At 47.2% G+C, this 22705-nt stretch carries 15 protein-coding genes, 5 tRNA genes and 1 riboswitch (1 of these 21 running past the window's edge); of the genes, 6 read left to right on the top strand and 14 right to left on the bottom strand.

Annotated features, from left to right (window positions below; all coding sequences use genetic code 11):
• Positions 1–592 precede the first annotated feature (592 nt).
• Positions 593–1213 (bottom strand): VC0807 family protein, encoded by a 621-nt coding sequence (locus AR543_RS04090; RefSeq protein WP_174703726.1) that lies wholly within the window; start codon positions 1211–1213, stop codon positions 593–595.
• A 214-nt stretch (positions 1214–1427) separates the two neighbouring features.
• A riboswitch (TPP riboswitch) is annotated at positions 1428–1532 on the top strand.
• A gap of 426 nt (positions 1533–1958) precedes the next feature.
• Here AR543_RS04090 and thiC point away from each other — a divergent pair.
• Both thiC and AR543_RS04080 read left to right on the top strand, forming a co-directional pair.
• Complete coding sequence (gene thiC, locus AR543_RS04085) at positions 1959–3701, top strand: phosphomethylpyrimidine synthase ThiC (protein WP_145953887.1); 1743 nt, start codon at positions 1959–1961, stop codon at positions 3699–3701.
• Between the two features lie 351 nt (positions 3702–4052).
• Entirely contained in the window at positions 4053–5306 is a 1254-nt protein-coding gene (locus AR543_RS04080; RefSeq protein ID WP_060536624.1) for an alkaline phosphatase, read from the top strand.
• Positions 5307–5415: 109 nt separating this feature from the next.
• Here the strand turns inward: AR543_RS04080 and AR543_RS04075 are convergent, their stop codons facing one another.
• The 8 genes from AR543_RS04075 to AR543_RS04040 form a co-directional block, all read right to left on the bottom strand.
• Positions 5416–6423: a proline dehydrogenase family protein gene (locus AR543_RS04075; RefSeq protein ID WP_060532045.1), complete on the bottom strand. Its 1008-nt coding sequence runs from the start codon at positions 6421–6423 to the stop codon at positions 5416–5418.
• A gap of 212 nt (positions 6424–6635) precedes the next feature.
• Positions 6636–7442, bottom strand: a complete 807-nt coding sequence (locus tag AR543_RS04070; RefSeq protein WP_060532044.1) for a helix-turn-helix transcriptional regulator — start codon at positions 7440–7442, stop codon at positions 6636–6638.
• Between the two features lie 177 nt (positions 7443–7619).
• The gene (locus tag AR543_RS04065) at positions 7620–8228 is read right to left on the bottom strand and encodes an esterase/lipase family protein (RefSeq protein ID WP_087071245.1); all 609 of its coding nucleotides are present in this window, start codon (positions 8226–8228) and stop codon (positions 7620–7622) included.
• A gap of 288 nt (positions 8229–8516) precedes the next feature.
• Entirely contained in the window at positions 8517–11609 is a 3093-nt protein-coding gene (gene lacZ, locus AR543_RS04060) for a beta-galactosidase, LacZ type (protein WP_227871829.1), read from the bottom strand.
• Positions 11610–11982: 373 nt separating this feature from the next.
• Positions 11983–12807, bottom strand: a complete 825-nt coding sequence (locus AR543_RS04055) for a carbohydrate ABC transporter permease (RefSeq protein ID WP_060532038.1) — start codon at positions 12805–12807, stop codon at positions 11983–11985.
• Positions 12800–13729 (bottom strand): carbohydrate ABC transporter permease, encoded by a 930-nt coding sequence (locus AR543_RS04050; protein WP_060532036.1) that lies wholly within the window; start codon positions 13727–13729, stop codon positions 12800–12802. The genes AR543_RS04055 and AR543_RS04050 overlap by 8 nt, the downstream gene beginning before the upstream one ends.
• A gap of 158 nt (positions 13730–13887) precedes the next feature.
• Complete coding sequence (locus AR543_RS04045) at positions 13888–15171, bottom strand: ABC transporter substrate-binding protein (RefSeq protein ID WP_060532034.1); 1284 nt, start codon at positions 15169–15171, stop codon at positions 13888–13890.
• Between the two features lie 621 nt (positions 15172–15792).
• On the bottom strand, positions 15793–16689 hold the full coding sequence (locus AR543_RS04040) for a copper amine oxidase N-terminal domain-containing protein (RefSeq protein WP_060532032.1): 897 nt from the start codon (positions 16687–16689) through the stop codon (positions 15793–15795).
• Positions 16690–17090: 401 nt separating this feature from the next.
• Between AR543_RS04040 and AR543_RS04035 the strand changes: the two genes are divergently transcribed.
• The 4 genes from AR543_RS04035 to AR543_RS04020 all read left to right on the top strand — a co-directional run bounded on the left by AR543_RS04035 (position 17091) and on the right by AR543_RS04020 (position 21557).
• Positions 17091–18581 (top strand): hypothetical protein, encoded by a 1491-nt coding sequence (locus AR543_RS04035; RefSeq protein ID WP_060532030.1) that lies wholly within the window; start codon positions 17091–17093, stop codon positions 18579–18581.
• Positions 18582–19289, top strand: a complete 708-nt coding sequence (locus tag AR543_RS04030) for a response regulator transcription factor (protein WP_060532028.1) — start codon at positions 18582–18584, stop codon at positions 19287–19289.
• The gene (locus tag AR543_RS04025) at positions 19276–20709 is read left to right on the top strand and encodes a sensor histidine kinase (protein ID WP_060532026.1); all 1434 of its coding nucleotides are present in this window, start codon (positions 19276–19278) and stop codon (positions 20707–20709) included. The genes AR543_RS04030 and AR543_RS04025 overlap by 14 nt, the downstream gene beginning before the upstream one ends.
• Positions 20710–20939: 230 nt before the next feature.
• Complete coding sequence (locus AR543_RS04020; protein WP_060532024.1) at positions 20940–21557, top strand: DedA family protein; 618 nt, start codon at positions 20940–20942, stop codon at positions 21555–21557.
• Between the two features lie 698 nt (positions 21558–22255).
• On the opposite strand, the gene AR543_RS04015 is transcribed toward AR543_RS04020, so the two are convergent.
• From AR543_RS04015 to AR543_RS03995, 5 genes are all read right to left on the bottom strand, one after another.
• Positions 22256–22329, bottom strand: a tRNA-Pro gene (locus AR543_RS04015).
• A 17-nt stretch (positions 22330–22346) separates the two neighbouring features.
• A tRNA-Arg gene (locus AR543_RS04010) sits at positions 22347–22423 on the bottom strand.
• Positions 22424–22427: 4 nt separating this feature from the next.
• Positions 22428–22502, bottom strand: a tRNA-Gly gene (locus tag AR543_RS04005).
• Positions 22503–22600: 98 nt separating this feature from the next.
• A tRNA-Asp gene (locus tag AR543_RS04000) sits at positions 22601–22676 on the bottom strand.
• 7 nt (positions 22677–22683) lie between these two features.
• A tRNA-Met gene (locus tag AR543_RS03995) sits at positions 22684–22705 on the bottom strand; it runs 52 nt beyond the window's last position.

Raw genomic sequence — 22705 nt, 5'->3', positions numbered from 1 at the left:
TACGGTTGTTCAACCCTGAAGTGCATAGATATAGTTATGCAAGACCCTTACGGATCGCTCGGCAAAGCAGGGATCTGTTGGTACATGGGCAGCAAAAAGACCTGTTATGAAACAGATCGACCAGAGTATTTATACTGCCTATGCATAGTTAATCTATATTCCTGATACCGGACCGTATCTGCTGGCTTTTCTGGAATATACAGATAAATTAGCCCTATGCGACGTTCCATAATTTCCCACGTATAGGTAAAAGAACTACAACTCGCTCTGTATTTTATACTGGCAGAATCAGGAGGATACCAAATGAATACCCAGGTAAAATCAACAAACGATGCTTGGTCACGAAGTCACTGGATAGAAGCTGCTGTGGATTTGGCAATATCTTTTCCCGGCCTGGTATATCGGGCGGCTGTCTGCGTATTAGCCTGCCTGGTTGGCAGCTGATCGCCTCTAGAAAAGGGGAGAAGATATCCCAGACTATATACGTGTTACCAAATTACATGCCTGTTATCAAACAAAGACCCGTAACCCATAATATGGGCGCCGGGTCTTTGTTCGATTTGTAAACTGATAAATCTACAGTATTTGCTGATCAGGAAACAGGAGGCTTGATCTGCCGAAGTCTTGTCGCAGAACGACGGCGGTAGACGATCGTCAGCAGGATCGCCAGTCCGATAAATCCATACGATACCACACTGGAGAATGCCAGAACTACCGCTGTACTCAGCTCCGCAATCATGAATATTTTGGTCAGTGCTTCCAGTACCAGAATGATCCCCCACATCAGCGTCATATTGCGCATAACGTTCCGGAAATACGGATATTGCCAGTTCTTTTCCCCATCTACATTGGGTGTGAATCGGCTGACCATATGATAAATGAGCGGTCTTCTCATCAATAACGATCCCAGAAACAACGCTCCTACCCCGGCTGTAATAAAGGACTCACGCATCAACAGCAGCTTCTCGCTGCCTCCGAGCAATACCATCACGAGCGACAGAACAAAGGTAAACAGCATAATGCTTCCAAATACATCCAGATTCCGGTGCCGGTACAGATGGATCAGATTATCCAGCAGAGGCACCACGGTCGCAATAGATAGGGCTGTAAGACTGCTCATGTACGGTTTGAGCAGAATATAGATCAACCATGGAATCAATCCATTGATAATCAGGGTCATGATAATGTATTTTCGGCCAGGCATTGCGGACATAGCCCCATCTCCTTTAGTTCAAAAAATCATAAGAATTATGTATACAGGAATTATATATTTAAATTTATGCATAATCATCCCACTTTAAGCTTAGATCGTCTACGTCTATAGACCGAAATAACCCGTAATTCGGCTGCCAACCATACTATATACAATCATTTCCTCAAAATAACAAAAGTTGACAATTATATTCCGATCGACATATAGTGTTAACTGTATCCACTAGGGGCGCCTGTACGGGCTGAGATAAAGCATCTGCTTTGGTCCCTTTGAACCTGATCTGGGTCATGCCAGCGTAGGAAAGTGGTTGAGACTTCGTTGATACGACGATACGGTTTCTGCCGCTTCCTGCCCGGAGGCGGCTTTGTGCTGTCCATGGGAGGAGGCCGGGTAGACGAATCGTCAATCTGCGTATGTACATAGATAGCAGGCAGATCGAAACAGATGGTGAATAGACTACGGAATGTGCATGGAGCGCAGGCAGCAGATGTACCTGTACTCGTTGCGCGGAAGCATTTTGATACTGATTATCGGTCTATTTTGTACCCCCATCCAGGGAGCTAACCTCTCTTTGTCTCCTGCCGGAGCTGGAGCTACACAATCGGCCGCTCTATGCCTGTTGCTGGACGCTTCATCGTACCGCAGATATCTGCTCGCACGGTCTCCTCTTCCCTTTGTGCTTCCATCCCTGTATTAGTACGTCTCCTGGCGGATATCTACATTCGTGAGGAGGTTTTTTATTTATATGACTATTTTTCAGACCCCATTACCCGGCAGCCGTAAAGTATACATTCAGGGTTCACGTGCCGATATTCAGGTACCCGTACGCGAGATTGCTTTATCAGACAGCGAGATTCGCGGAGAGATCGTTCCCAATGGACCGCTGCATATTTATGATTCCAGCGGTCCTTATACCGATCCCGGACAGGAAGTGAATATCCGGCAGGGACTGGCTCCGCTTCGGCAGAACTGGATCGCAGAGCGAATGGATACGGTACACTACGAAGGCCGCCATGTACGTCCCCAGGATAACGGATTCCAGAGCAGTGAGCGCGAAGCCCGGCAGGGTGCCGAACTATTCCCGCAGAATGATCGGCAGCCGAAGGCGGCACTGCCTGGCGCCAATGTGACCCAGCTGCATTATGCACGACAGGGGATTATTACGCCGGAGATGGAGTTTATCGCCCTGCGTGAAGGCATGGAGCCTGAATTTGTCCGCTCCGAAGTGGCTGCCGGACGGGCGGTCATTCCGTCCAATATCAACCACCCCGAGAGTGAGCCGATGATTATCGGTCGTCATTTTCATGTAAAAATCAATGCCAATATCGGCAACTCGGCTGTCGCTTCCTCGATCGAAGAAGAAGTAGAGAAGATGACCTGGGCGATCCGCTGGGGAGCCGATACAATCATGGATCTATCTACCGGCAAAAATATTCATACAACAAGGGAATGGATCATTCGCAATTCACCGGTACCGGTAGGTACGGTTCCTATTTATCAGGCACTGGAAAAGGTCAATGGCCGGGCGGAAGATCTGAGCTGGGAAGTATTCCGTGATACGCTGATCGAGCAGGCCGAGCAAGGTGTGGATTATTTTACGATTCATGCCGGTGTACTGCTGCGCTATATTCCGCTGACAGCCAATCGGGTGACCGGCATTGTCAGTCGGGGCGGATCGATTATGGCAGCATGGTGTCTGGCGCATCATCGGGAGAATTTTCTATATACGCATTTCGAAGAGATTTGCGAAATTATGAAGCGTTATGATATCACTTTCTCCCTCGGTGACGGGCTGCGTCCCGGATCGATTGCGGATGCGAACGACGAAGCCCAGTTTGCGGAGCTGGATACACTCGGTGAGCTGACCCATATCGCCTGGAAGCACGATGTACAGGTAATGATCGAAGGACCGGGGCATGTGCCGATTCATCTGATCAAGGAAAATATGGACCGCCAGCTGGAAGTATGCGACGAAGCGCCCTTTTACACACTGGGTCCGTTAACGACCGATATTGCTCCCGGCTATGACCATATCACCTCCGCGATCGGTGCAGCGATGATCGGCTGGTATGGTACCGCGATGCTCTGCTATGTTACACCCAAGGAGCATCTGGGACTGCCCAATCGCGAGGACGTCAAAGAAGGCGTAATCGCCTACAAAATTGCCGCCCATGCCGCCGACCTCGCCAAAGGCCATCCGCAGGCGCGCAAGCGGGATGATGCCCTGTCGAGAGCACGGTTCGAGTTCCGCTGGCGGGATCAGTTCCACCTCTCTCTCGATCCGGAACGTGCTATGAGTTACCATGACGAGACGCTGCCTGCCGAAGGGGCCAAAAGCGCTCATTTCTGCTCTATGTGTGGTCCCAAATTCTGCAGCATGAAAATTACCCAGGATATCCGTGATCAGTATGGTGATACGCAGGTCGAACAGGCGATGCAGGAAAAGTCGCAGGAATTCAAAGCAGGCGGCAGCCGCATTTACAGTTGAGATAGACTGATTGCCAGAGCAGCAATCAAGTATCGCTACTAGCGTATGATTAATAACGTATTACTAAAATACGGCTAGCACAGTGATTGAGCAGCAATATAGCCAATACGCAGAATACAAGCTATTCATAAATCCTGCCGACATACTACCATACCCGGAAGGAACACTGCCTCCAGTGATCTTTCCGGGTATGTGTATCCTGCTAATATCTATTCAACTCCGTCTGCTATATGAATATGCAATTTTATATTGCGTTTACAAAATAAGGTTTTTCATATGACAAATGGGATATATGATCAATGTATCATATGAATACATATTAGGAGTGTGACGATCTTGAATACCTTTTCCATGAAAAAAGCAGCCCTGTCCCTGGGCGCTGCCGCTGTATTAAGCGTGCCTTTATTTACTATCGGCTTCACTACTGCCGATGCTGCTGCTACGACTGCTGCCAAAAAAGTAACAGCTCCCAAAAATGTCATCCTGTTTATCGGCGATGGTATGGGCGAAGCGAGTCGTAATGCTATCCGCTACGCTACTGTCGGCAAAAATGGCACATTGGAGATGGACAAAATGCCGGTATCCGGCCTTGTACGTACCAGCTCCAGCGACAGTCTGGTGACAGACTCTGCCGCTGCCGCGACGGCTATTGCGACTGGTGTCAAAACGTATAACGGCGCCATCGGCATGGATGCCAAAAAGAAACCGGTAACCACTGTAATGGAACTGGCCAAAAAAGCCGGCATGTCTACAGGTGTCGTAACGACCAGTCAGGTGACAGATGCGACAGGCGCTGCTTTTGGTGCACACGTCGAGAACCGTTCTGCCCAGAGCGATATCGCCAAGCAGTATATTGAGAACAGCAAAATCGACGTTCTGCTCGGCGGCGGCGAAGACTTCTGGTATCCAAAAGGAACCGCTGGTGCTCATCCGGACGCTCCAGCCGAAGATCCGTCAGAAGGCAGCAAAGGCACCCAGGGCAATCTGGTAGAACGCGCCAAAAAGCTGGGCTATGACTACGTAACCGATACTGCCGAGATGAAAGCTTCCAAAAGCGGCAAGCTTCTGGGCCTGTTCGCCAACGAAGAAATGTTCCAGGCACATAACGAGCTGGGCAACAAATACAATCCAACCGTCTCCCTGCCGGACATGACTACCAAAGCACTGGACGTACTGTCCAAAAACAATAAAGGCTTCTTCCTGATGGTAGAAGAAGAAGGCACCGACGAGATGGCGCATGATAACGATGCCGCATTGACGATCAAAGCCGGCCAACAGCTCGACAAAGCCGTCAAAGTCGCCAAAGACTATGCCAAAAAGCACCCTGATACTCTTGTACTCGTAACTGCTGACCACGAGACAGGCGGTATGGTTATCGAGGAAGTCGATGCTGACGATGAGTCTGGTGACGGCGAATCCAAGGAAGATGGACCATTCACGATCGCTGGTTCCAAAGAACAGTTCTATGTGGACTGGACTACAGGCGGACACAGTGCAGTCGATGTAGCACTGACAGCTATGGGCCCGGGCTCCGAAGAATTTACCGGTAACTACCAGAATACAGCTATCCACGACAAACTGGTCAAATTGCTGAAACTCAAGTAATTGCCGCAGCATCGATAGATACACCGGAATCAATCATAGGTATGTAAAAAAGCAGGCTGTCCCTTCGCGGGAAACAGTCTGCTTTTTTAGCGATTCGAAAATAAACCAATTAGTTCTTTTCGATATACGAACGTACAAAATCAGGCTGTTCCTCGCTGAGTATATCTATTACAGCCTGGAATAGATTCGGCGGATATTCTGCAATTCGGTGGCACAGATACAGATACCATTCATGACCGTATGTCAGATAAATGCGTACCGGCTGACCGCGATCCAGTAGACGCCGGCTTAATTCCGGGCGAATACCATATAATAGCTCATACTCTGCATAACGATCTGCTCCGGCAGTCTGCAGTATCTCCAGCATCCGGTCGATCAGTGCTTCATCATGTGTAGCCACTGATACCCGGCAGCCCTGCTGCAGCACATACTCCACCAGTTCCACATAACGCGTATCCAGTGCCTCCGAGCGAGGCATAGAGATCGATTCCGGCTCTTGATAAGCGCCTTTGACGATACGCACCCGGGCACCGGCTGGCAGCTGGGCTACAGCATCTTCCGGCGTCCGGTGCAGCTGGGCCTGCAGCGTAATACCGATATTGTCCGGATACTGCCGGACTGCACGTGTATAGACGGACAGAATACGGTCGGTTTTGGCAGACTCCTCCATACTAATAAACAGCTCTATACCAACCGGCTCTGCCTGCTGGGCAAGTTCCAACAGATGACGCAGCGCCAGTTCCGTGTCCAGCAGCAGCCCGATATGCGACAGATCAAAGGATACCCGGGCACCTTTGCGATCCACTCCGGCTTCGCGGATCAGCGCAGACAATTCCTGCACAGCCTGCTCACATTCTTCGGCACTCTGCGTATTTTCCCCGATATATTCGAGCGAGACGGCATATCCTGCGCTTTCCAGCTCCCTGGCTGTATGTAATGCCTGCTGACGCTGTTCTCCGGTAACATAGCGATCGGCGGCTTTTTTGAGCAGTTGGTTCATCACCGGATCACGATCGATATATTCCTTGATATCCAATCGGCGGGCAACCGACTTTAGCGCATCTGCCAGCTGCTTCTCCATGGATTCGCTGTGTGCTGATGTATTTATTGTATTCATAGTATCCCATCCCTTCTTCTGATTTGTTTCCAAGCATATCGGAGAAGGGAACAAAGGGATTGTACAAAATTGCTATTTGAAAAATAATCATTATCTATTCTGTTGATCCTGCCACATTTCATACTATTCCATACTTCTGATCAGCATGCTCAGAGCCATATTCTATCCATGGATCATGCATGATTATCTCTCTCTACCAGACCCGGGTATCCTTATACCGACAGGCTGTATTTTCCTGGCGTCACACCGACCATCCGGATAAATAGACGTGTCAAATGACTCTGATCATAGAATCCAGCTTCTGCAGCAATATCGGCAATAGGCCGCTGGCGGGCCAGCTCGGTTTTGGCATAATTGATACGCAGTACATTCTGATAACGATGCGGCGGTAGATGATTCCACTGCTTGAACAGACGAATCAGATGGAAGCGGCTGATTCCTACCTCCTGTTCCAGCTGTGCCAGTGTAATTTTTTCGTTAAAATGGGCATTCAGATACTCCCGGACTCTGCCTATGTATTTGTGATCCTGGCGATGCGACCGTCCATGACTGATATCTCCGGATTCTGAGCCGGTTAAGGTCTGAAGCAGTTCGATTAGCCCGCTCTCTATCGTCAGTGCATCTGCCTGCTGTCGGAGTTGCTGCATAATCTGACGAATATGCAGGCGGCAAGCTTCATTTTTGCCGGCAGACAGTAGATACGGAATATGGACAGCCTCCAGCTCACGCTGTTCCAACCCCTGCAGCCACTGCGGCTGGATAAACAGCATTTTATACTGCCAGTCCAGTCCCTGATCCGGATGGCATGCATGCAGCATCTGAGGCGGAAAGCTGATCATCCGCCCTTCCTCCACCAGCATCGTTGTGCCGTCACACCATGCATTGGTCTGCCCCTGTTCGATCAATCCCACCGAATACTCTTCATGAAAATGCTTGTGATAGGCCAGATCGTCTGCCAGACAATGCTTGGCTTCGAGAAAAGGCAAATCGGGATGACGGTAAAATATCATATGGGTCATGATCCGCACCTCCTTTGACGAATAGTATGGACAGCAAAAAGCCGCCAGTCAAGGGTTTCCCCTGACCAGCGGCCTGGCTGTACGATCATCATAGATGTCGGTATCGCGGATGACCTATAGGCTATAGATCATCTATAGCCTATGCATGATCTATACCAAAAGCAGTCGTAATCATTCCTATTCTTGCAGAGCGTTCAGTACCAGACTGTTCACATAAGAGTTGAAGATCAGCCCTACATGATATACGCCAGCGATGCGAATATTGTTCGCACCATCCACGATAGACAGGTAGTTGCTGACGATCTGGTCATTAATGCTGTAGATCGAAGTCATATCGATACCTGCTGGTGCAGTACCTGTTGTGAGACGGTTGGCGCCGCCCAGCGTGATCAGTTTGTCGACTTTCTCTGCGCCGCCATAGTTAAGAATATAGTACAGGCTGTTCGCCCCGCCCATACTGTGAGCGATAATGTTCACTTTGGAGCTGCCTGTTCTGGCGAGGATATCATCCACCATGCTACGGATAGCCGGTGCATTCATAACCTGTGTACCGTTCTTGCTTGGCAGATCGATCGAGTACAGCTCATCTTGCGACCAGCCCTGGCTCAGCAGATAGCTCTTGATGTACATAAAGTTGCTGGACGACCCTCCCAGTCCATGAACAAAAAGAACCGGTGTGTGGGTTGTTGCTGCCGAAGCCTGTGTAGTAAATACCGGCAAGCAGAAAATAGTGGACAGCATCGCTGCCAGCATGGTGAATTTGATTGTAGTCATAAAGTTACGCATATTTGTCATTGCTCCTATTCTGTATGTTTTGAATAAATATGTATTATTTTACATTATATGATTCTTATATTCACCACCAATCAATTTAGGAATAGAACGAACAGATTAACTATAAAATAAAATTTTAAATTTGTCAAATGATGTAATAAATAGGGTTATCGCCTTCATTTTACTAAAATAAGAATTGCGCCTAGCCACTGTTTTGCAGTCTATGTTTAAGAAAAAGCCGCTGAAGCAATGATTTCTACTTCAGCGGCTTTTGTATATTCATACAGTTTGCGATATTACTTACGGCCGGAGATTGCGAATCGTAAATTCGAACTCCAGCTCCTGATCTGCTGGAATCTGATACTCTTCGTGTACTGGTGCTCCCCAGCTATCGTCACCGCCAACACCCATTTGCTTGCCAGCTACCGTAACCACTGTATAATGGACTTCCGGCAGCTCGTAGACATGGGCTGCACTTTCCAGTTCCAGCGCTGTATACGGCGAAATATTACATTCTACCGGTGCAGAAGCCGGAGCGGTCAGACGCAGACCATACTGCTCGTCATTCATAATATCAACCCGGCGTACGCCTGTACGGTTACCTGATTCCTGAGGAACCACATAACCGGATACATTATCGGCTGCATCATTGCGGAAATGTACAAGTCTCGCACCAAACGCACGGTCAATATAATTCTCGTCCGGTCCCATCGCATACCAGTCCAGATGATGATAATCGGCCGGAATTTTGAAGGACAGTGCCACGATCGGCAGATTTGGCAGTCCGGCAGCACCGGTATAACGCGATTTGACCTGCAGACTTCCGTCCGAATGCACGGTGTAGGCTGTTGTCATGCGTACATCGGTATGGATGCTGAACATATACTGGAACGTCACTGTTACATGGTCCTGTTCCTGCTGAAGCTCCACATGAGTACAGCGGCGTGCCAGACTCGCAGCCAGCCATGCTCCGGAAGTGTACCCTTGGGCTGTGCCTTTGTCATTGTCGGTCGTTGCGCGCCAGAACATCGGTACCGGCGGTGCAGCGATATATTCCCGTCCACCGTAGCGCAGGGAAGTCAGACTGCCTGCTCCTTTGGAGAACATAATGCTGTAGCCATTGCCGTGAACACCGATATTCACATCACCTTCGGCTACATGCATCGCTCCGGCGGATACAGGTGCTGCCTGCTCGCCTTCTACCACAAATACATACTCGCCAAAGGATACTTCATATCCCGCTTCTGCCCACAGCTCGTCTGCTTTCAGGATTAGCGACGCGTGGATCGCGTATTCGCCCGGTTGTCCGGAGACATCCGGCATTTTCACCTCTATATAGCCTTCCTGACCAGCAGCTACCTGTACATCCAGCACCATTTCATATACCTGAACGCCATTACGGTTCAGACGGTAGAGCAGCTGGTACGCCTCTGTTCCTTCGAACAGATTCTCATTGACCACTTTGACTCCATTTTGATCCGGAATCAGCTTGATGTTCTGGTACAGGAATTTGACTTCCTGCATTTTTGGAGACACTTTGCGATCCGCATATACGATTCCATCCGTACAGAATCCGTAATCGGTCGCACGGTCGTCATAGTCTCCACCATAAGCCAGATACTCCACGCCATAGCGATTTTTTTTCATAACAGCCTGATCGATATAATCCCAGATAAATCCGCCCTGGTACATCTCGTACTTGTTCTCCAGCTCGGTGTATTTGTGCATACCGCCGACCGAGTTGCCCATCGCATGCATATATTCGCAGCTGATATACGGTTTGGAAGGATTGCTGTTCAGGTATTCCTCGATATCGGCAGGCTTGGCATACATTCGGCTCTCCATATCACTGGTTGCATCGTAATCCCGGTTATGGAATACACCTTCATAATGAACGAGGCGTGTCGGATCTTTTTCCCGGAAATAATCGGCTACATTCAGGATCACCTGACCGGCATAGGATTCGTTACCACAGGACCAGATCAGGATGGAAGGATGGTTTTTGTCGCGTTCTACCATCGAGATTGCACGATCCATAACGATATCCTGCCATTCCGGCAGATTGCCCGGAATATTCCAGGATGGCTCTACGGCGCCCATCTTTTGCCAGGAACCGTGTGTCTCCAGATTCATCTCGTCAATCAGGTAAATGCCGTACTCGTCGCACAGCTCATACCAGCGCGTCTGGTTCGGATAATGCGAGGTACGTACTGCATTCATATTATTCTGCTTGATCGTACGGATATCCCACAGCATATCTTCTTCCGTTACTGCACGTCCGGTACGGCAGTTGAATTCGTGGCGGTTTACACCTTTGAAGACGATTCGCTTGCCGTTCAGATGCATTACTTTGTTGATCATTTCGAATCGGCGGAATCCTACGCGCTGCGGAATGACCTCAACCACTTCACCAGCTGCATTGTATACCGTGATGTAGAGTGTATACAGATAAGGGTGCTCTGCGCTCCAGGCAGTTACCGTCTCCAGCTTCGCTTGGAAAGAAGCCCGCGCCTTTCCAGAAGCATCTGCGAATGTAACTTCACCGGAGCAGACGATTTGTCCTGCACGGTCATGCAGCTCTAGCGCAGCGCGTGCTCCGTTAAAAGATTGTCCCTGTTCGAGTGTCAGCTTCACATCCAGCTGTCCCTCGGTATACTGATCGTCCAGACCGGCATTTACATGCAGATCGCGTACATGCACTTCCGGCACCGTGTACAGATACACATCACGGAATATACCGGAGAAGCGCCAGAAATCCTGATCTTCCAGCCATGCCCCTGTACTGCGCTGGTACACTTCTACAGCCAGTTTGTTTTCACCCTCCTGTATGTATGGAGTCAGATCAAAGTCCGACGGTGTAAAGCTATCCTCGCTGTAACCGACAAACTGCCCGTTCAACCATACATAGAATGCCGATTCCACACCCTGGAAAGAAATATAGACAGGCTGCTCGCTCTTCATATTTTCCGGCAAATAAAAATGCTTCACATAGCTGCCTACCGGATTGGACTCCTGCGAAATCATTGGCGGACGCAGATTCTCCTGACCGTCCCACGGATACATTGTATTCACATACTGCATCTGTCCATAGCCCTGCGTCTGGATATGTCCGGGTACCTGAATATCGCCCCAGCCTGCACAGGCAAAGTCCTGCTCATAAAACCCCTGCGGACGACTGGCCGGATTCACCGCATAATTAAACTTCCAGCTGCCATTCAGACTATGACGCCAAGCCATCGCTCCACGCGTCTGCGCCTCGGCGAGAGTCGCATAATATTTATGATCCGAATATGCCCACAGACGGTTTACTGCAAATACACTCGTATCACTCAGCCAATCCAGTGAAGGAGAAGTTACTCGGTCCTGCATCAATTCTGTTTCTGTCTTGCTCATTATCATCACTCCAGTCTATTTATTACATTCATTTTTATTATATGTGTCTGCGTTACGTGTTTTTAATATGATAAAATCGCACATACTCTATTTCCACATTCTTATATATGTTATACAAAACAAAATAGTCCGCGAAAATCTGCAAAAATGTACCCTGTAAGATACTCACAGTAAAGGGCCGGATATTTTCCTTTTCACAGGAAATCGTACATATCCGACCCTTTGTAATAACAATTGAGATTTATCATGACGACATTTCAAGCTCATCGTGACAACAACACTTTGGATTCATTGTAATGATATTCCGGTTTATCCTTTATCCGAATGAACCCAAGCACTATTTACGTGCATTTCAATATGCAGTCAAACGGTTTTATTTGACCGATCCTACCATACCTGCCACAAAGTGCTTCTGCATCAGGAAGAACACAAGCGCTGTTGGCAGCGTAGAGATCACGATTGCGATCATGATCACGCCGTAATCCGGTGAGTAACTGGAGCCCAGATTGGAGATCAGCAGTGGGATCGTCTGGTTCTCTGGTGTCTGCAGGATAACGAGCGGCCACAGATAGTTGTTCCAGCTGGACATAAACGTAATAATTGCGGCGGCAGCATAGGATGTTTTCATCGTTGGCATGTATACGCGGAAGAACAATCCCAGCTCGCTCAGTCCATCCATACGTCCGGCTTCCAGCAGATCTTTCGGGAACATCTTGGTGCTTTGGCGGAAAAAGAAGATCAGGAACGCGGTAGTCATCGTTGGAATAACGACTGCTGCCGGCGTATCAATTCCGATAAACGGAATAAAGTTGGTGATTTGTCCAAACATCCGGTACAGCGGTACCATCAGGGCTGCGAACGGAATCATCATGGACAGCAGCAGAATATTGAAGACAATGTCTTTGGCTTTACTGCGATATACTTCAAATCCATAACCGGCCAGCGAAGCGATCAGCATCGCCAGAATAGTCGTGGATACTGCGATTTTGGCGGAATTCCACATCGCATTCCAGATATCCACGGATTCGGTCAGTTTGGTCAGGTTATCGATTAGATGTGCACCCGGCAGCAGCTTGCCTCCGGTTACTTCTACAGACAGGTTGGTCGAGCTGACGATCATCCAGAAGAACGGGAAGATCGAGACAAATGCAGCAACGATCAGGAACAGATACGTAAATGTTAATTTTGTTTTAGCCATTGCGCTCACCTGCCACTTTGAACTGGATAAAGGAAAGAATAATAATCATAATAACGATCGAATACGATACGGTTGCCGCGTAACCAAAGTCCGGCGAATATTCAAAGGACAGGTTATAGATATACTGCGAGATACTCGTGGTCGCATTACCCGGTCCACCCTTGGTGATATTCACGACTTCATCGAACAGCTGCAGTGTACCGATCGTGGATGTGATCGATGTGAACAGAATGATCGGCTTGAGCAGTGGTACCGTGATGCTAAAGAACTGACGAATTGCCGAAGCACCATCGATACGGGCTGCTTCATAAATAGAACTGTCGATATTTTGCAGACCGGACAGATAGAAGATCATGTTATAACCGGTCCAACGCCATGTAATAGCGATAATGATCGTTACTTTGGCCCAGAATGGATCAGTAATCCAGTCGATAGGGGTATTCGTGAGATGCAGGTTGAGCAGCATCGCATTTACCAGTCCATCCGAAGAGAACAGATATTTGAATACGACTGCATAAGCAACGAGCGATGTAATACACGGCAGGAAGATCGCCGTACGGAAAAATCCTTTGAATTTCAGGTTTTTGTCATTCAGCAGCACCGAGATGAACAGTGCCAGAATAACCATAAGCGGAACCTGGAAAATCAGATAAATGAATGTATTTTTGACGGCTGTGAGGAACATGCTGTCTGTAAACAGACGCGTATAGTTATCAAAGCCGTTAAATTTCAAATTCATGCCTGTTCCTGTCTGGAAAGACAGAATCAGTGCCTGGATCATTGGATAGAAGAAGAAAATAAAAATCAGTAATGCGGCAATTCCTACGAACGTCCAGCCCGTTATGCCTTCTCTTACACGATTGCCCATCCGGGCGCGAGTCGTTTTTTTGCCTGTATTCAGAGCAGGATCTGCTGTTTTCATATCGTCTCATCTCCCTCATATCGCCGGTTTGCCTTATCTGTATGGTTTGCTTACCTGCGGGTTACACGCTATCCATAAATCTGTCTATAAGGAAAAATAAAACCTTGAACGTTTAAGCCCAAGGTTTTATCTCCTGATTCATTCATGCTGTTGATGAATTATTTCAGCTGGGCTTCAGCCTGTGCCTGTACATCTTTCATCATTGTATCTACATCTTTGCTGCCGCTCAGATAGTTTTGTACTTCTACCGTCATGATGTCTTCGATAGCATACGTATGCAGACCGTAGTTGACGTTAGGTACTTCTTTTGTCCATTTTGCAAAATCAGCGTATACTTTTTGTCCACCGAAGAACTCGTCCGGTTTGTCATAAGCTTCGTTCTCGGAAGAGGTTTTCAGTGTACCGATGATACCGATTTTGGTCAGCATTTCCTGGTACAGATCTTTATCCGAACCGAATGTGGATTTCAGGAAATCAGCTGCAGTGTCCTGTCCGTCTACGTTCATAACATACCAGGAAGCACCACCAATGTTGGACGCATGTACAGAGTTAGGTACGCCTTTCAGTACCGGGAATGGAACAACTGCCCATTTACCGGATTGTGAAGCTTCAGCTTTGACGGATGGTGTGATCCAGTTACCTGTAGGTACGGAAGCAACCGCGCCGCTGTTGAATGCAGCCAGGAATTGGCTCCAGTCGGAATTCGCTTTAACGATATTTGCATCATACATCGCTTTGTAGGTTTCCAGAGCTTTTTTCAGAGCTTCGTTACCTGCGATATTAGGAGTTTTACCGTCTTCTTTCAGGTACCAGCTGCCTGCAGACTGAATCATGGAGCGGATCAGACCAAGGTCATTTGGATCCTGTGTCAGCATGTCTTTGCCTGTTGCCGCTTTTACTTTTTTACCGATTTCGATAAATTGATCCCAATCGATATTTTGCAGATCAGCTACTTTGTAGCCTGCTTGTTCCAGGTAATCCGTACGTACATACAGACCGGTTACACCAGAGTCAAAAGGTACGCCGTATTGCTTGCCTTCATAGCTGGTAGGACCTGCTTTGTAATCCGCAAAGTCAGCTGCTTTGATAGAAGAAGACATATCACGGAAAGCGTCTGGATACGCTTGCAGGAATCCCTGGGAGCGATAATCCTCGATCAGTACAATGTTTGGCAATCCTTTGGTTGTACCGGAGTTAAGACCTGTGTTAAGTTTTTGCACGATATCAGCTTGTGCATTTTCCACGATATTAATCTTCACATCAGGATGTGCCGCCATATATTTCTCTTTTGCCAGGTTCAGCGCGGCAATGTTAAAGTTCGGATCCCATGCCCAGACCGTAATTTCTTTTTTACCCGGGTCAGAGCTTGCGTTACCGCCACCGCCGGAACATGCGGACAATAACAGTACGCTTGCCAGTAAAAGGAACATCAATTTTTTCATTCTGTTCAACCCCTGCTCTTTGTATGATGTGCATCTGTATACCGCGTTATTCCGTACAGGAATGCGCTGGTATGGAAGCATTACGGCTTTCATGCAATGCCTGAACGTTGTGTCTCGTCAATTTGAAAGCGTTTGCTTGTTTATGGATTTATCTTATCATCACGCTCTGTTCTCCGGTTAGGAATATCTTTGTACGGATTTGTGATATCGTTGGTTCTCCTCAAAATGATAGCGTTATCATTTGTACTTTTTTTAGGTATTGGTAAAATTTTAATATATTCATCTTTTATAAATGTAAACGTATACTTTTCTGTAAATAAAATGTATCTCCCGTTCTGCCTCTGCAGACTTCGTATTATGCTGGTTGTGATCTCTGACTTGTTCCGAGTATTTTTCGATATTCTTTTCTCTTACAAAAAGGTTAAGCCCGTCCGTTACCTATTGATTTCTTTTCAAAAAAAGGCCGGATACAGGAAAATATACTCCTGTCTCCGGCCGCTTGGCAGATGTATAACGAAAACTGTTCGGATTGTTGTACATGCTGTATGGATTCCACAGCCATCCATCTATTTTGCTGTGAATATTTGCTGCAAATCATAATACTATGTTTGAGTATAAAGCTTACTTTTTGACTTCTCCGGTAATATTGCCAAATCGGCTCGGTGTCTGATTGCTGCCTGCACCTGTAGATGGTGCAGCCGGGCTGATATAACCCGAACGGGTTGCACCCGTGACAGGCAGCGTATCATAAAAAGCAACTCGGCCGGTTATGCTTGGCGTAGTGCCTGCCTGTGCGGCAATCTCATACGGCAGGAAGAATATAGGCGAAGTTGACGTCTGATTCATGTTCAGCTTGGCTGTCCACACCAGTTCACTGTGATTATCCTGCATTTCATAATAAGAGATCACATCACCACGCTGTTCGAAGAACGGGAAGCTTTGTCCTTCGGGGAAATAATACGTATATCCTGCATTGCTGTCATCCGACGGTGCATAGCTTTTGAGCTTGCTGATGCGCGGCATGCTTACTGCTGCTTCGCGTCCCAGCGCCAGGTCGCTTCCATTTGCCTGCTGAATAAGCTGTGGCGGCGTTTTGGCGACATAGACGGTACGGCTTGCCGGATTCCAGCTGACTGCTGCCTGTGCAGCCTCTGCCAGGAAGCGCAGCGGTACCATCGCACGACCGCTTCGCAGCGACGGTGCAACTGGCAGGTTCACGGTACGGTCACCAATCGTCGCTGTTGTCTGTCCGATCACGAGCTTGATTACCGTACCATCCTGACTGACTGTAACCGTCTGTGTTGTATTATTCCAAATAGTTGAATTACCTGGTATGTACTGCAGGGCTTTGATCGGTATCATCGTGGTACCCTTTTCCACATACGGCTCTACGCCGGCATATACCGTTGAATTATTAACGACTACCTGAATATCGGGAACAGCGGCCTGTACGGTTCCTGCTCCTATACCGAGAGCGACTACCACTGATAATGCCAGTCTGGAAAATGCTTTGATCATATCCGATTCCTCCATTGATCATCATACAGTCAGTTGTACATTATTAAACCAAACAAAGTTCTATTCCACATGCCACTTTTATCTTACCACCTTTCACCCCTTAACTACTAATTAGGCGAAGGATCACTGCGTCTTTCCGGCAGAATAGGCTATGCGGCGAGCACGTCACTTAACCGGTCTGTAACTCTTTTGCCTATCCTTGCTTTTACAATGAGATGGAGTAGTACCGCTTATATGACCGAGACAGGAATAACCTGTACTCGGCCATTCTCATTTTCAGGTCTGCAACCGATATAATACAGTAACTGTATAATAACCATATCTGTGTCTTCTTTCATTTCCGTTGTTAGAGGACAGTCCGGCCCGACCGCAGGTATAATAAAGGTGAAAGGGGCCAAACCATGAAAATGATGAAATTAATCAGTCTGTGCCTGCTCCTTCTAATCATATCCGGATGCAGCCAGATAGTCTCTCCCGGTGATCTGCTGCATGCTCCCAATCGCACCAATGAAGAGCAGACTTTATTCAAAGCCGTCCAGCCTTTTCTTCCTGCAGGATATCGGCTGACCATACCTGCTTCCTATGATCAGGGCAGCGCTATTCGCCTCGCCGATCTGGATGGAGACGGACAGCAGGAATTGATCGCCTTTTATAAAAAAAGCCAGCTGGATTATGAGATTAACGTGCTCATTTTGCATCAGCAAAACGGAGTATGGGAACAATCCGATCTCATTACACATAGTGGATTGAATATCGACTATGTCGGGATTCTTCCGGTAGCCAGCCAGAAATCTCCCTATCTGCTGCTTGGATTTGCAGGTGGAGGAAACGGACTGCCCAAAGAACTGTATGTATACTCCTACAGTAATTTCAAAGCTTCCCAGGTATTTAATCGTACCTACGATCTTATAGCTGTAGGAGATATGGACGGCAGCGGCCTGTCACAAATTGCTCTCGTTCCTCCCTTTGAGAATGTAACGAATTCTCAGACTCCTGCAGAAATTAATTCACAGCTCCTTCTATTTGGCAGCCAAGACGGCAAGATTACCAAGCTGGCTGCACGTAATATAGATGGAATGATTAACAGCATGCAGATGAGGCGAGCTGCAGCCAACAATCGTAATGGATTGTTTTTGAGTATACCGGCAGGAACCCACTCTGCTTATACGGCCCTGCTTGTATGGAATCATCACACGTTAGCAAATATTCTGACCTCTTCGGGTTCTGTATCGGATGCACTTGCCGAACGGAAGCCTCTTCCATTGAGCAAACCGGATGACAGTACTGCTCCGGTTCATATGGATAAAGTATCTGCCACCGAATATCCAACAGAGAGCAAAGATGTGAACCGCGATGGAATTACCGAGACAGTGCTGCTAACCATACCACCCGGTACAGGAAATATGGCGCCGCTGGTCGTACCCTATATTAGTACGTACTATCAATGGGATGGAGATCGACATCTGACCTTTATACAAGATCGGTTTGAACAATGGGGTTATGATTTCCGTATTCCGGATCGCTGGCAGGGGCATTATCGTATTCATCTTTCGGACGATCCGATCAATCCGCAGAATGAAATTCATTTTATATATCCGAGAAATGGACAGTCTTCGGCTGATCTGCTTGTTCTGCGGCAGATTCCACAGTCAGACTGGAAAAAGCTCGAAGAAAAGCTCAAAAAGCAGAAAGAAGCCTATGTAGTATTAAAACATATCAGTGCAGCGATGACAGGCACTACTGCACAGGTTAGTGTTGCTCTACTGCCCAATCAAAGCAGCCATCTCACAGGAGAAGCGCTTCAGCAGTACAAGCAGCTGCGGCTGAATGTATCGGAAGTTCTGCTGCTGGCAGGCAATACCGGAATCATTCCGGGAAAGGAGGCGCAGTAAGTGAAAGTGCTCATACTTGAAGACGAAAAACCGATTCGTGATTTTGTACGAATCAATCTCAAACGCGCCGGCTTTGACGTTGTCGAAGCCGCAACCGGTGAAGATGCGCTGATGACTATCCATACTCATTCGGATATTGATATGGCTGTGCTCGATGTGATGCTGCCAGGAATCAGCGGATTGGAAGTATGCTCTTCCCTGCGTAGGCTCAATTCCCGGATAGGCATCATTATGCTGACTGCCAGAGGACAGGAGAATGACAAGATTCACGGACTGGATCTGGGTGCCGACGACTATATTGTCAAACCTTTCAGCCCTGGAGAACTTGTTGCCAGATTGAACTCGTTGTATCGGCGTCTTCGCCCAGCTGAAGAGATTCCGGAAGAACATGTACTAGTCAGTCATCCATTTCAGCTGCTGCTCGATCAGCGTAAACTGATGCGTGGCGAGCAGACGATTCTTTTGACGCCCAAGGAATTCGATATCCTCCGACTGCTTATGGAGAATCCCAACAAGGCCGTGCACCGTGATGACATCCTGAATGAAGTGTGGGGCAATTTTTTTACCGGTGATATGAAGACAGTCGACGTGAATATTCGCCGCATCCGTCAAAAAATCGAAAAAGACGATGCACATCCCGAATATATAGAGACCGTATGGGGATACGGTTATCTATGGAGGAAGGATACGCATCATGAAAGGAATTAAAGCCAGACTGCTATTCCAGATAGGCATGCTGCTGCTCGCTATCGTTCTGCTGCTGGAAGCTGTATTTGCTTTTGCGGTGTACTCATATTACTTCAGCAGTGCAAGGCAGATCATGCAGTCACGCGCCGTAACGGCCACGACCTTTTCCAATCAGTTTATGGATGGGTATCCGCTGGTCGACCGGGCACGATATATTTTGGAGAATCTGGTGGCCAATGAGAACAGCCGGGTCGAAGTATTGAACATGGAAGGCCAGACTGTCATCGATTCATACGGATTTTCTTCCTCCGAGCATATTGATACCGAGGACGTACAGACAGCGCTGCAAGGAGGAATCGGTAACTATACCGGATTCTCGCCACTTTTTGAGCAGCGAATTATGGCTGTATCCAGCCCGCTTACCAGCTCCGGCCAGGTGATCGGGGTGCTGCGCTTTTCTGTCTCTACAGAACCGCTGTACAAGGCTGTATTCATACTGATCGGCTGGGCGATTGTTATCGGGATAGCCGTTATTGTCCTGGGATTTGCCTTTAGCCTGATTATTGCACGAAGAATTATTGATCCGGTCAAAGAACTGACCGTCATTTCCCGCCAAATGGCTACAGGCGATTTCTCCGCCAGAGCTGTTCGCCAATACGATGACGAAGTCGGTACACTTGCCGATTCACTAAACCATATGAATGAAGAACTCTCCAAAAACGAGAAGATGAAAAATGACTTTATCTCCACAGTCTCCCACGAGTTGCGCACGCCTCTTACCTCTATCAAAGGCTGGGGCGAGACACTGGTTGTTGGCGGACTGGAAGACGAAGAAGAGTCCCTGCTGGGGCTCGAAGTGATCAACGGAGAGACAGACCGGTTGATTGGTCTGGTAGAGGATCTGCTCGACTTCTCCAAATACCAGGCAGGTGAAATCCAGTTGCGCCGCACAGTTACCGATCTGCACAAGCTGCTCCGGGAAGTAGAGCTTCAATACAGCTATACCGGCAATAAACGCAATGTTACACTCCAGGCGGACCTGACCCAGGAAACGCTGCCGATAGAAGCCGATTTGAATCGGCTCAAGCAAGTATTCGTGAATCTGATCGATAATGCTATTAAATTCTCCAAACAGAATGGAATAGTACAACTGACCGCTGTGCGGCAGGCGAGAAAGGTACACATTACTGTCCAGGATTATGGAGAAGGTATCCCCCCGGAAGATATGGACAAGATCGGAGAACGTTTTTACAAAGGCCGCTCCAAAATGTCCGGCAGCGGACTCGGACTCGCGATCAGCAAAGAAATTGTCCGCCTTCATAATGGACAGCTCCGTATCGAAAGCGAATATGGTACAGGAACTACTATCACCATCATACTGCCATTGCTTCCGGATGACTTATCCCAAGAAGATAGGCTAGAGCTACATGATAAACTTTAAATGATGTTGAATGGTAACGTGGAATATTGACTTTCTACCTTATATGTATATGAATCAATCTTTATGTGTATGAATAAATACCAAAAAAAGCGCATGCAAAACTTAAATTTTGCATGCGCTTCTCTTATATTGTATATTCTAAACAAGCCAATTATTACACAAATGTATATTATTACATAAACGCAGCAAATAATCAATGCCCTATGTGATGATATTAAAGGAGGTTTATTTTGCAAAACTGGATCACAAGTTTTATGGAGGAATATGGATATATCGGAATAGCCCTTATTATCGCTCTCGAAAATGTGTTTCCACCGATCCCGTCAGAAATTGTACTTCCATTCGGCGGCTTTATGACTACCAACTCTTCTCTAACCGTAATCGGCGTTATCATTGCCGCTACAATCGGTTCTGTAGCAGGCGCAGTCATTTTATATGGTATAGGCCGTGCACTTGACGTCGCGCGTCTGGAGAAAATTATCGATCGCTGGGGACATATTCTGCGTATCAAAAAAGAAGATGTTCACCGCGCAGATGCCTGGTTTGACAAATATGGATACTGGACCGTTCTCTTTTGCCGGATGATCCCACTGGTCCGCAGCCTGATCTCTATCCCTGCAGGCATGTCCAATATGAAATTCGGATTATTTCTGCTGTTTACTACAATCGGTACAGTAATTTGGAATACCGTGCTGGTTACCGTCGGTGCTGCTCTGGGAGAGAACTGGCATTCTATCACCAACTTTATGGATATTTACTCCAATATTGCTTATGCGGTTATTGCTATAGCAGGCATTGGCATGATTATCTGGTTTGTACGTCGCAACAAAAAAGCCAGTGCCAAATAAAAGCGAACTTCTATGCTACACTGTATACGATTATTCCCTTTTCTATCTAATACAAATTGTCAAATAATACGCATCTTCAAATAATATGAATCTTCAAAATAATATCTGCTTACTCACTACCATTTTATATTAGTAATCAACATCTCATTCAGCAGTCAGTATGGTATATCAGCCATCATTATCTTCTCAGCAAGCAAGCTCTTATTACAACAAGCAGGATCTTATTACAGCAAGCAATATCTTAATTACAGCGATTGATTTCTCATTACAGGAACCCGTATTTTATCTTCTCAAACGTTAATGTCTCATTTCAATAATCCCTATCTTATTCTTTCAACAACCCTATTTGATTTTCTGATGTTGACTGGTATGATCAGTAAAACAGAGACAATAGATACAGCAAAAGCCAATCCATGACTAAACAACGGATTGGCTTTTACGCTTTATCAAGTCTTTTTACTGTATCTCTATCCAATCTTTTTACTATATCTCCATTCAATAGGATTGGATATCAACACTAGATTTTTTAATATATCAGACCGTGTATCAGACAGTAAATTTTATATATCAGATCGCAGGTAGAAATAGAAAAAACACCTTTGCTATCATTCTCAGATATCCAAAGATACGAGAATAAAGCAAAGGCGTTTCTGTACCGTAATGTCATAGAACAATTCTAGCCCATTACAGGTATTTAATCGGGATGACACGATTTGAACATGCGACCCCCTGGTCCCAAACCAGGTGCTCTACCAAGCTGAGCTACATCCCGATATACAGTAGTAAAAATGGCGCGCCCTAAGAGATTCGAACTCCTGACCTTTTGATTCGTAGTCAAACGCTCTATCCAGCTGAGCTAAGGGCGCATATTGGAGCGGACGACGGGAATCGAACCCGCGACCCTCGCCTTGGCAAGGCGATGCTCTACCGCTGAGCCACGTCCGCAAACAACTAAATTACTTCTTTAAAAAACAATATTGATAACCAATCTGGCTATCAATGTCATTCCACTATGTATTCACTAATGAATAACCTAGAAAAAATGGCGGAACCGACGGGATTTGAACCCGCGATCTCCTGCGTGACAGGCAGGCATGTTAACCCCTACACCACGGTTCCAAAGCTATTGCGGGGACAGGATTTGAACC

This window comes from Paenibacillus bovis, assembly GCF_001421015.2.
Lineage (GTDB): Bacteria > Bacillota > Bacilli > Paenibacillales > Paenibacillaceae > Saccharibacillus > Saccharibacillus bovis.
The sequence above is the reverse complement of the archived record's forward strand: the minus strand, read 5'-3'. Positions and strand labels throughout refer to the sequence as shown.

Excerpts from the sequence above, each read along its gene's own strand:
- AR543_RS04090 (WP_174703726.1), bottom strand. The coding sequence starts at position 1,213 with ATGTCCGCAATGCCTGGCCGAAAATACATTATCATGACCCTGATTATC.
- thiC (WP_145953887.1), top strand. The coding sequence starts at position 1,959 with ATGACTATTTTTCAGACCCCATTACCCGGCAGCCGTAAAGTATACATT.
- AR543_RS04080 (WP_060536624.1), top strand. The coding sequence starts at position 4,053 with ATGAAAAAAGCAGCCCTGTCCCTGGGCGCTGCCGCTGTATTAAGCGTG.
- AR543_RS04075 (WP_060532045.1), bottom strand. The coding sequence starts at position 6,423 with ATGAATACAATAAATACATCAGCACACAGCGAATCCATGGAGAAGCAG.
- AR543_RS04070 (WP_060532044.1), bottom strand. The coding sequence starts at position 7,442 with ATGACCCATATGATATTTTACCGTCATCCCGATTTGCCTTTTCTCGAA.
- AR543_RS04065 (WP_087071245.1), bottom strand. The coding sequence starts at position 8,228 with ATGCGTAACTTTATGACTACAATCAAATTCACCATGCTGGCAGCGATG.
- lacZ (WP_227871829.1), bottom strand. The coding sequence starts at position 11,609 with ATGAGCAAGACAGAAACAGAATTGATGCAGGACCGAGTAACTTCTCCT.
- AR543_RS04055 (WP_060532038.1), bottom strand. The coding sequence starts at position 12,807 with ATGGCTAAAACAAAATTAACATTTACGTATCTGTTCCTGATCGTTGCT.
- AR543_RS04050 (WP_060532036.1), bottom strand. The coding sequence starts at position 13,729 with ATGAAAACAGCAGATCCTGCTCTGAATACAGGCAAAAAAACGACTCGC.
- AR543_RS04045 (WP_060532034.1), bottom strand. The coding sequence starts at position 15,171 with ATGAAAAAATTGATGTTCCTTTTACTGGCAAGCGTACTGTTATTGTCC.
- AR543_RS04040 (WP_060532032.1), bottom strand. The coding sequence starts at position 16,689 with ATGATCAAAGCATTTTCCAGACTGGCATTATCAGTGGTAGTCGCTCTC.
- AR543_RS04035 (WP_060532030.1), top strand. The coding sequence starts at position 17,091 with ATGAAAATGATGAAATTAATCAGTCTGTGCCTGCTCCTTCTAATCATA.
- AR543_RS04025 (WP_060532026.1), top strand. The coding sequence starts at position 19,276 with ATGAAAGGAATTAAAGCCAGACTGCTATTCCAGATAGGCATGCTGCTG.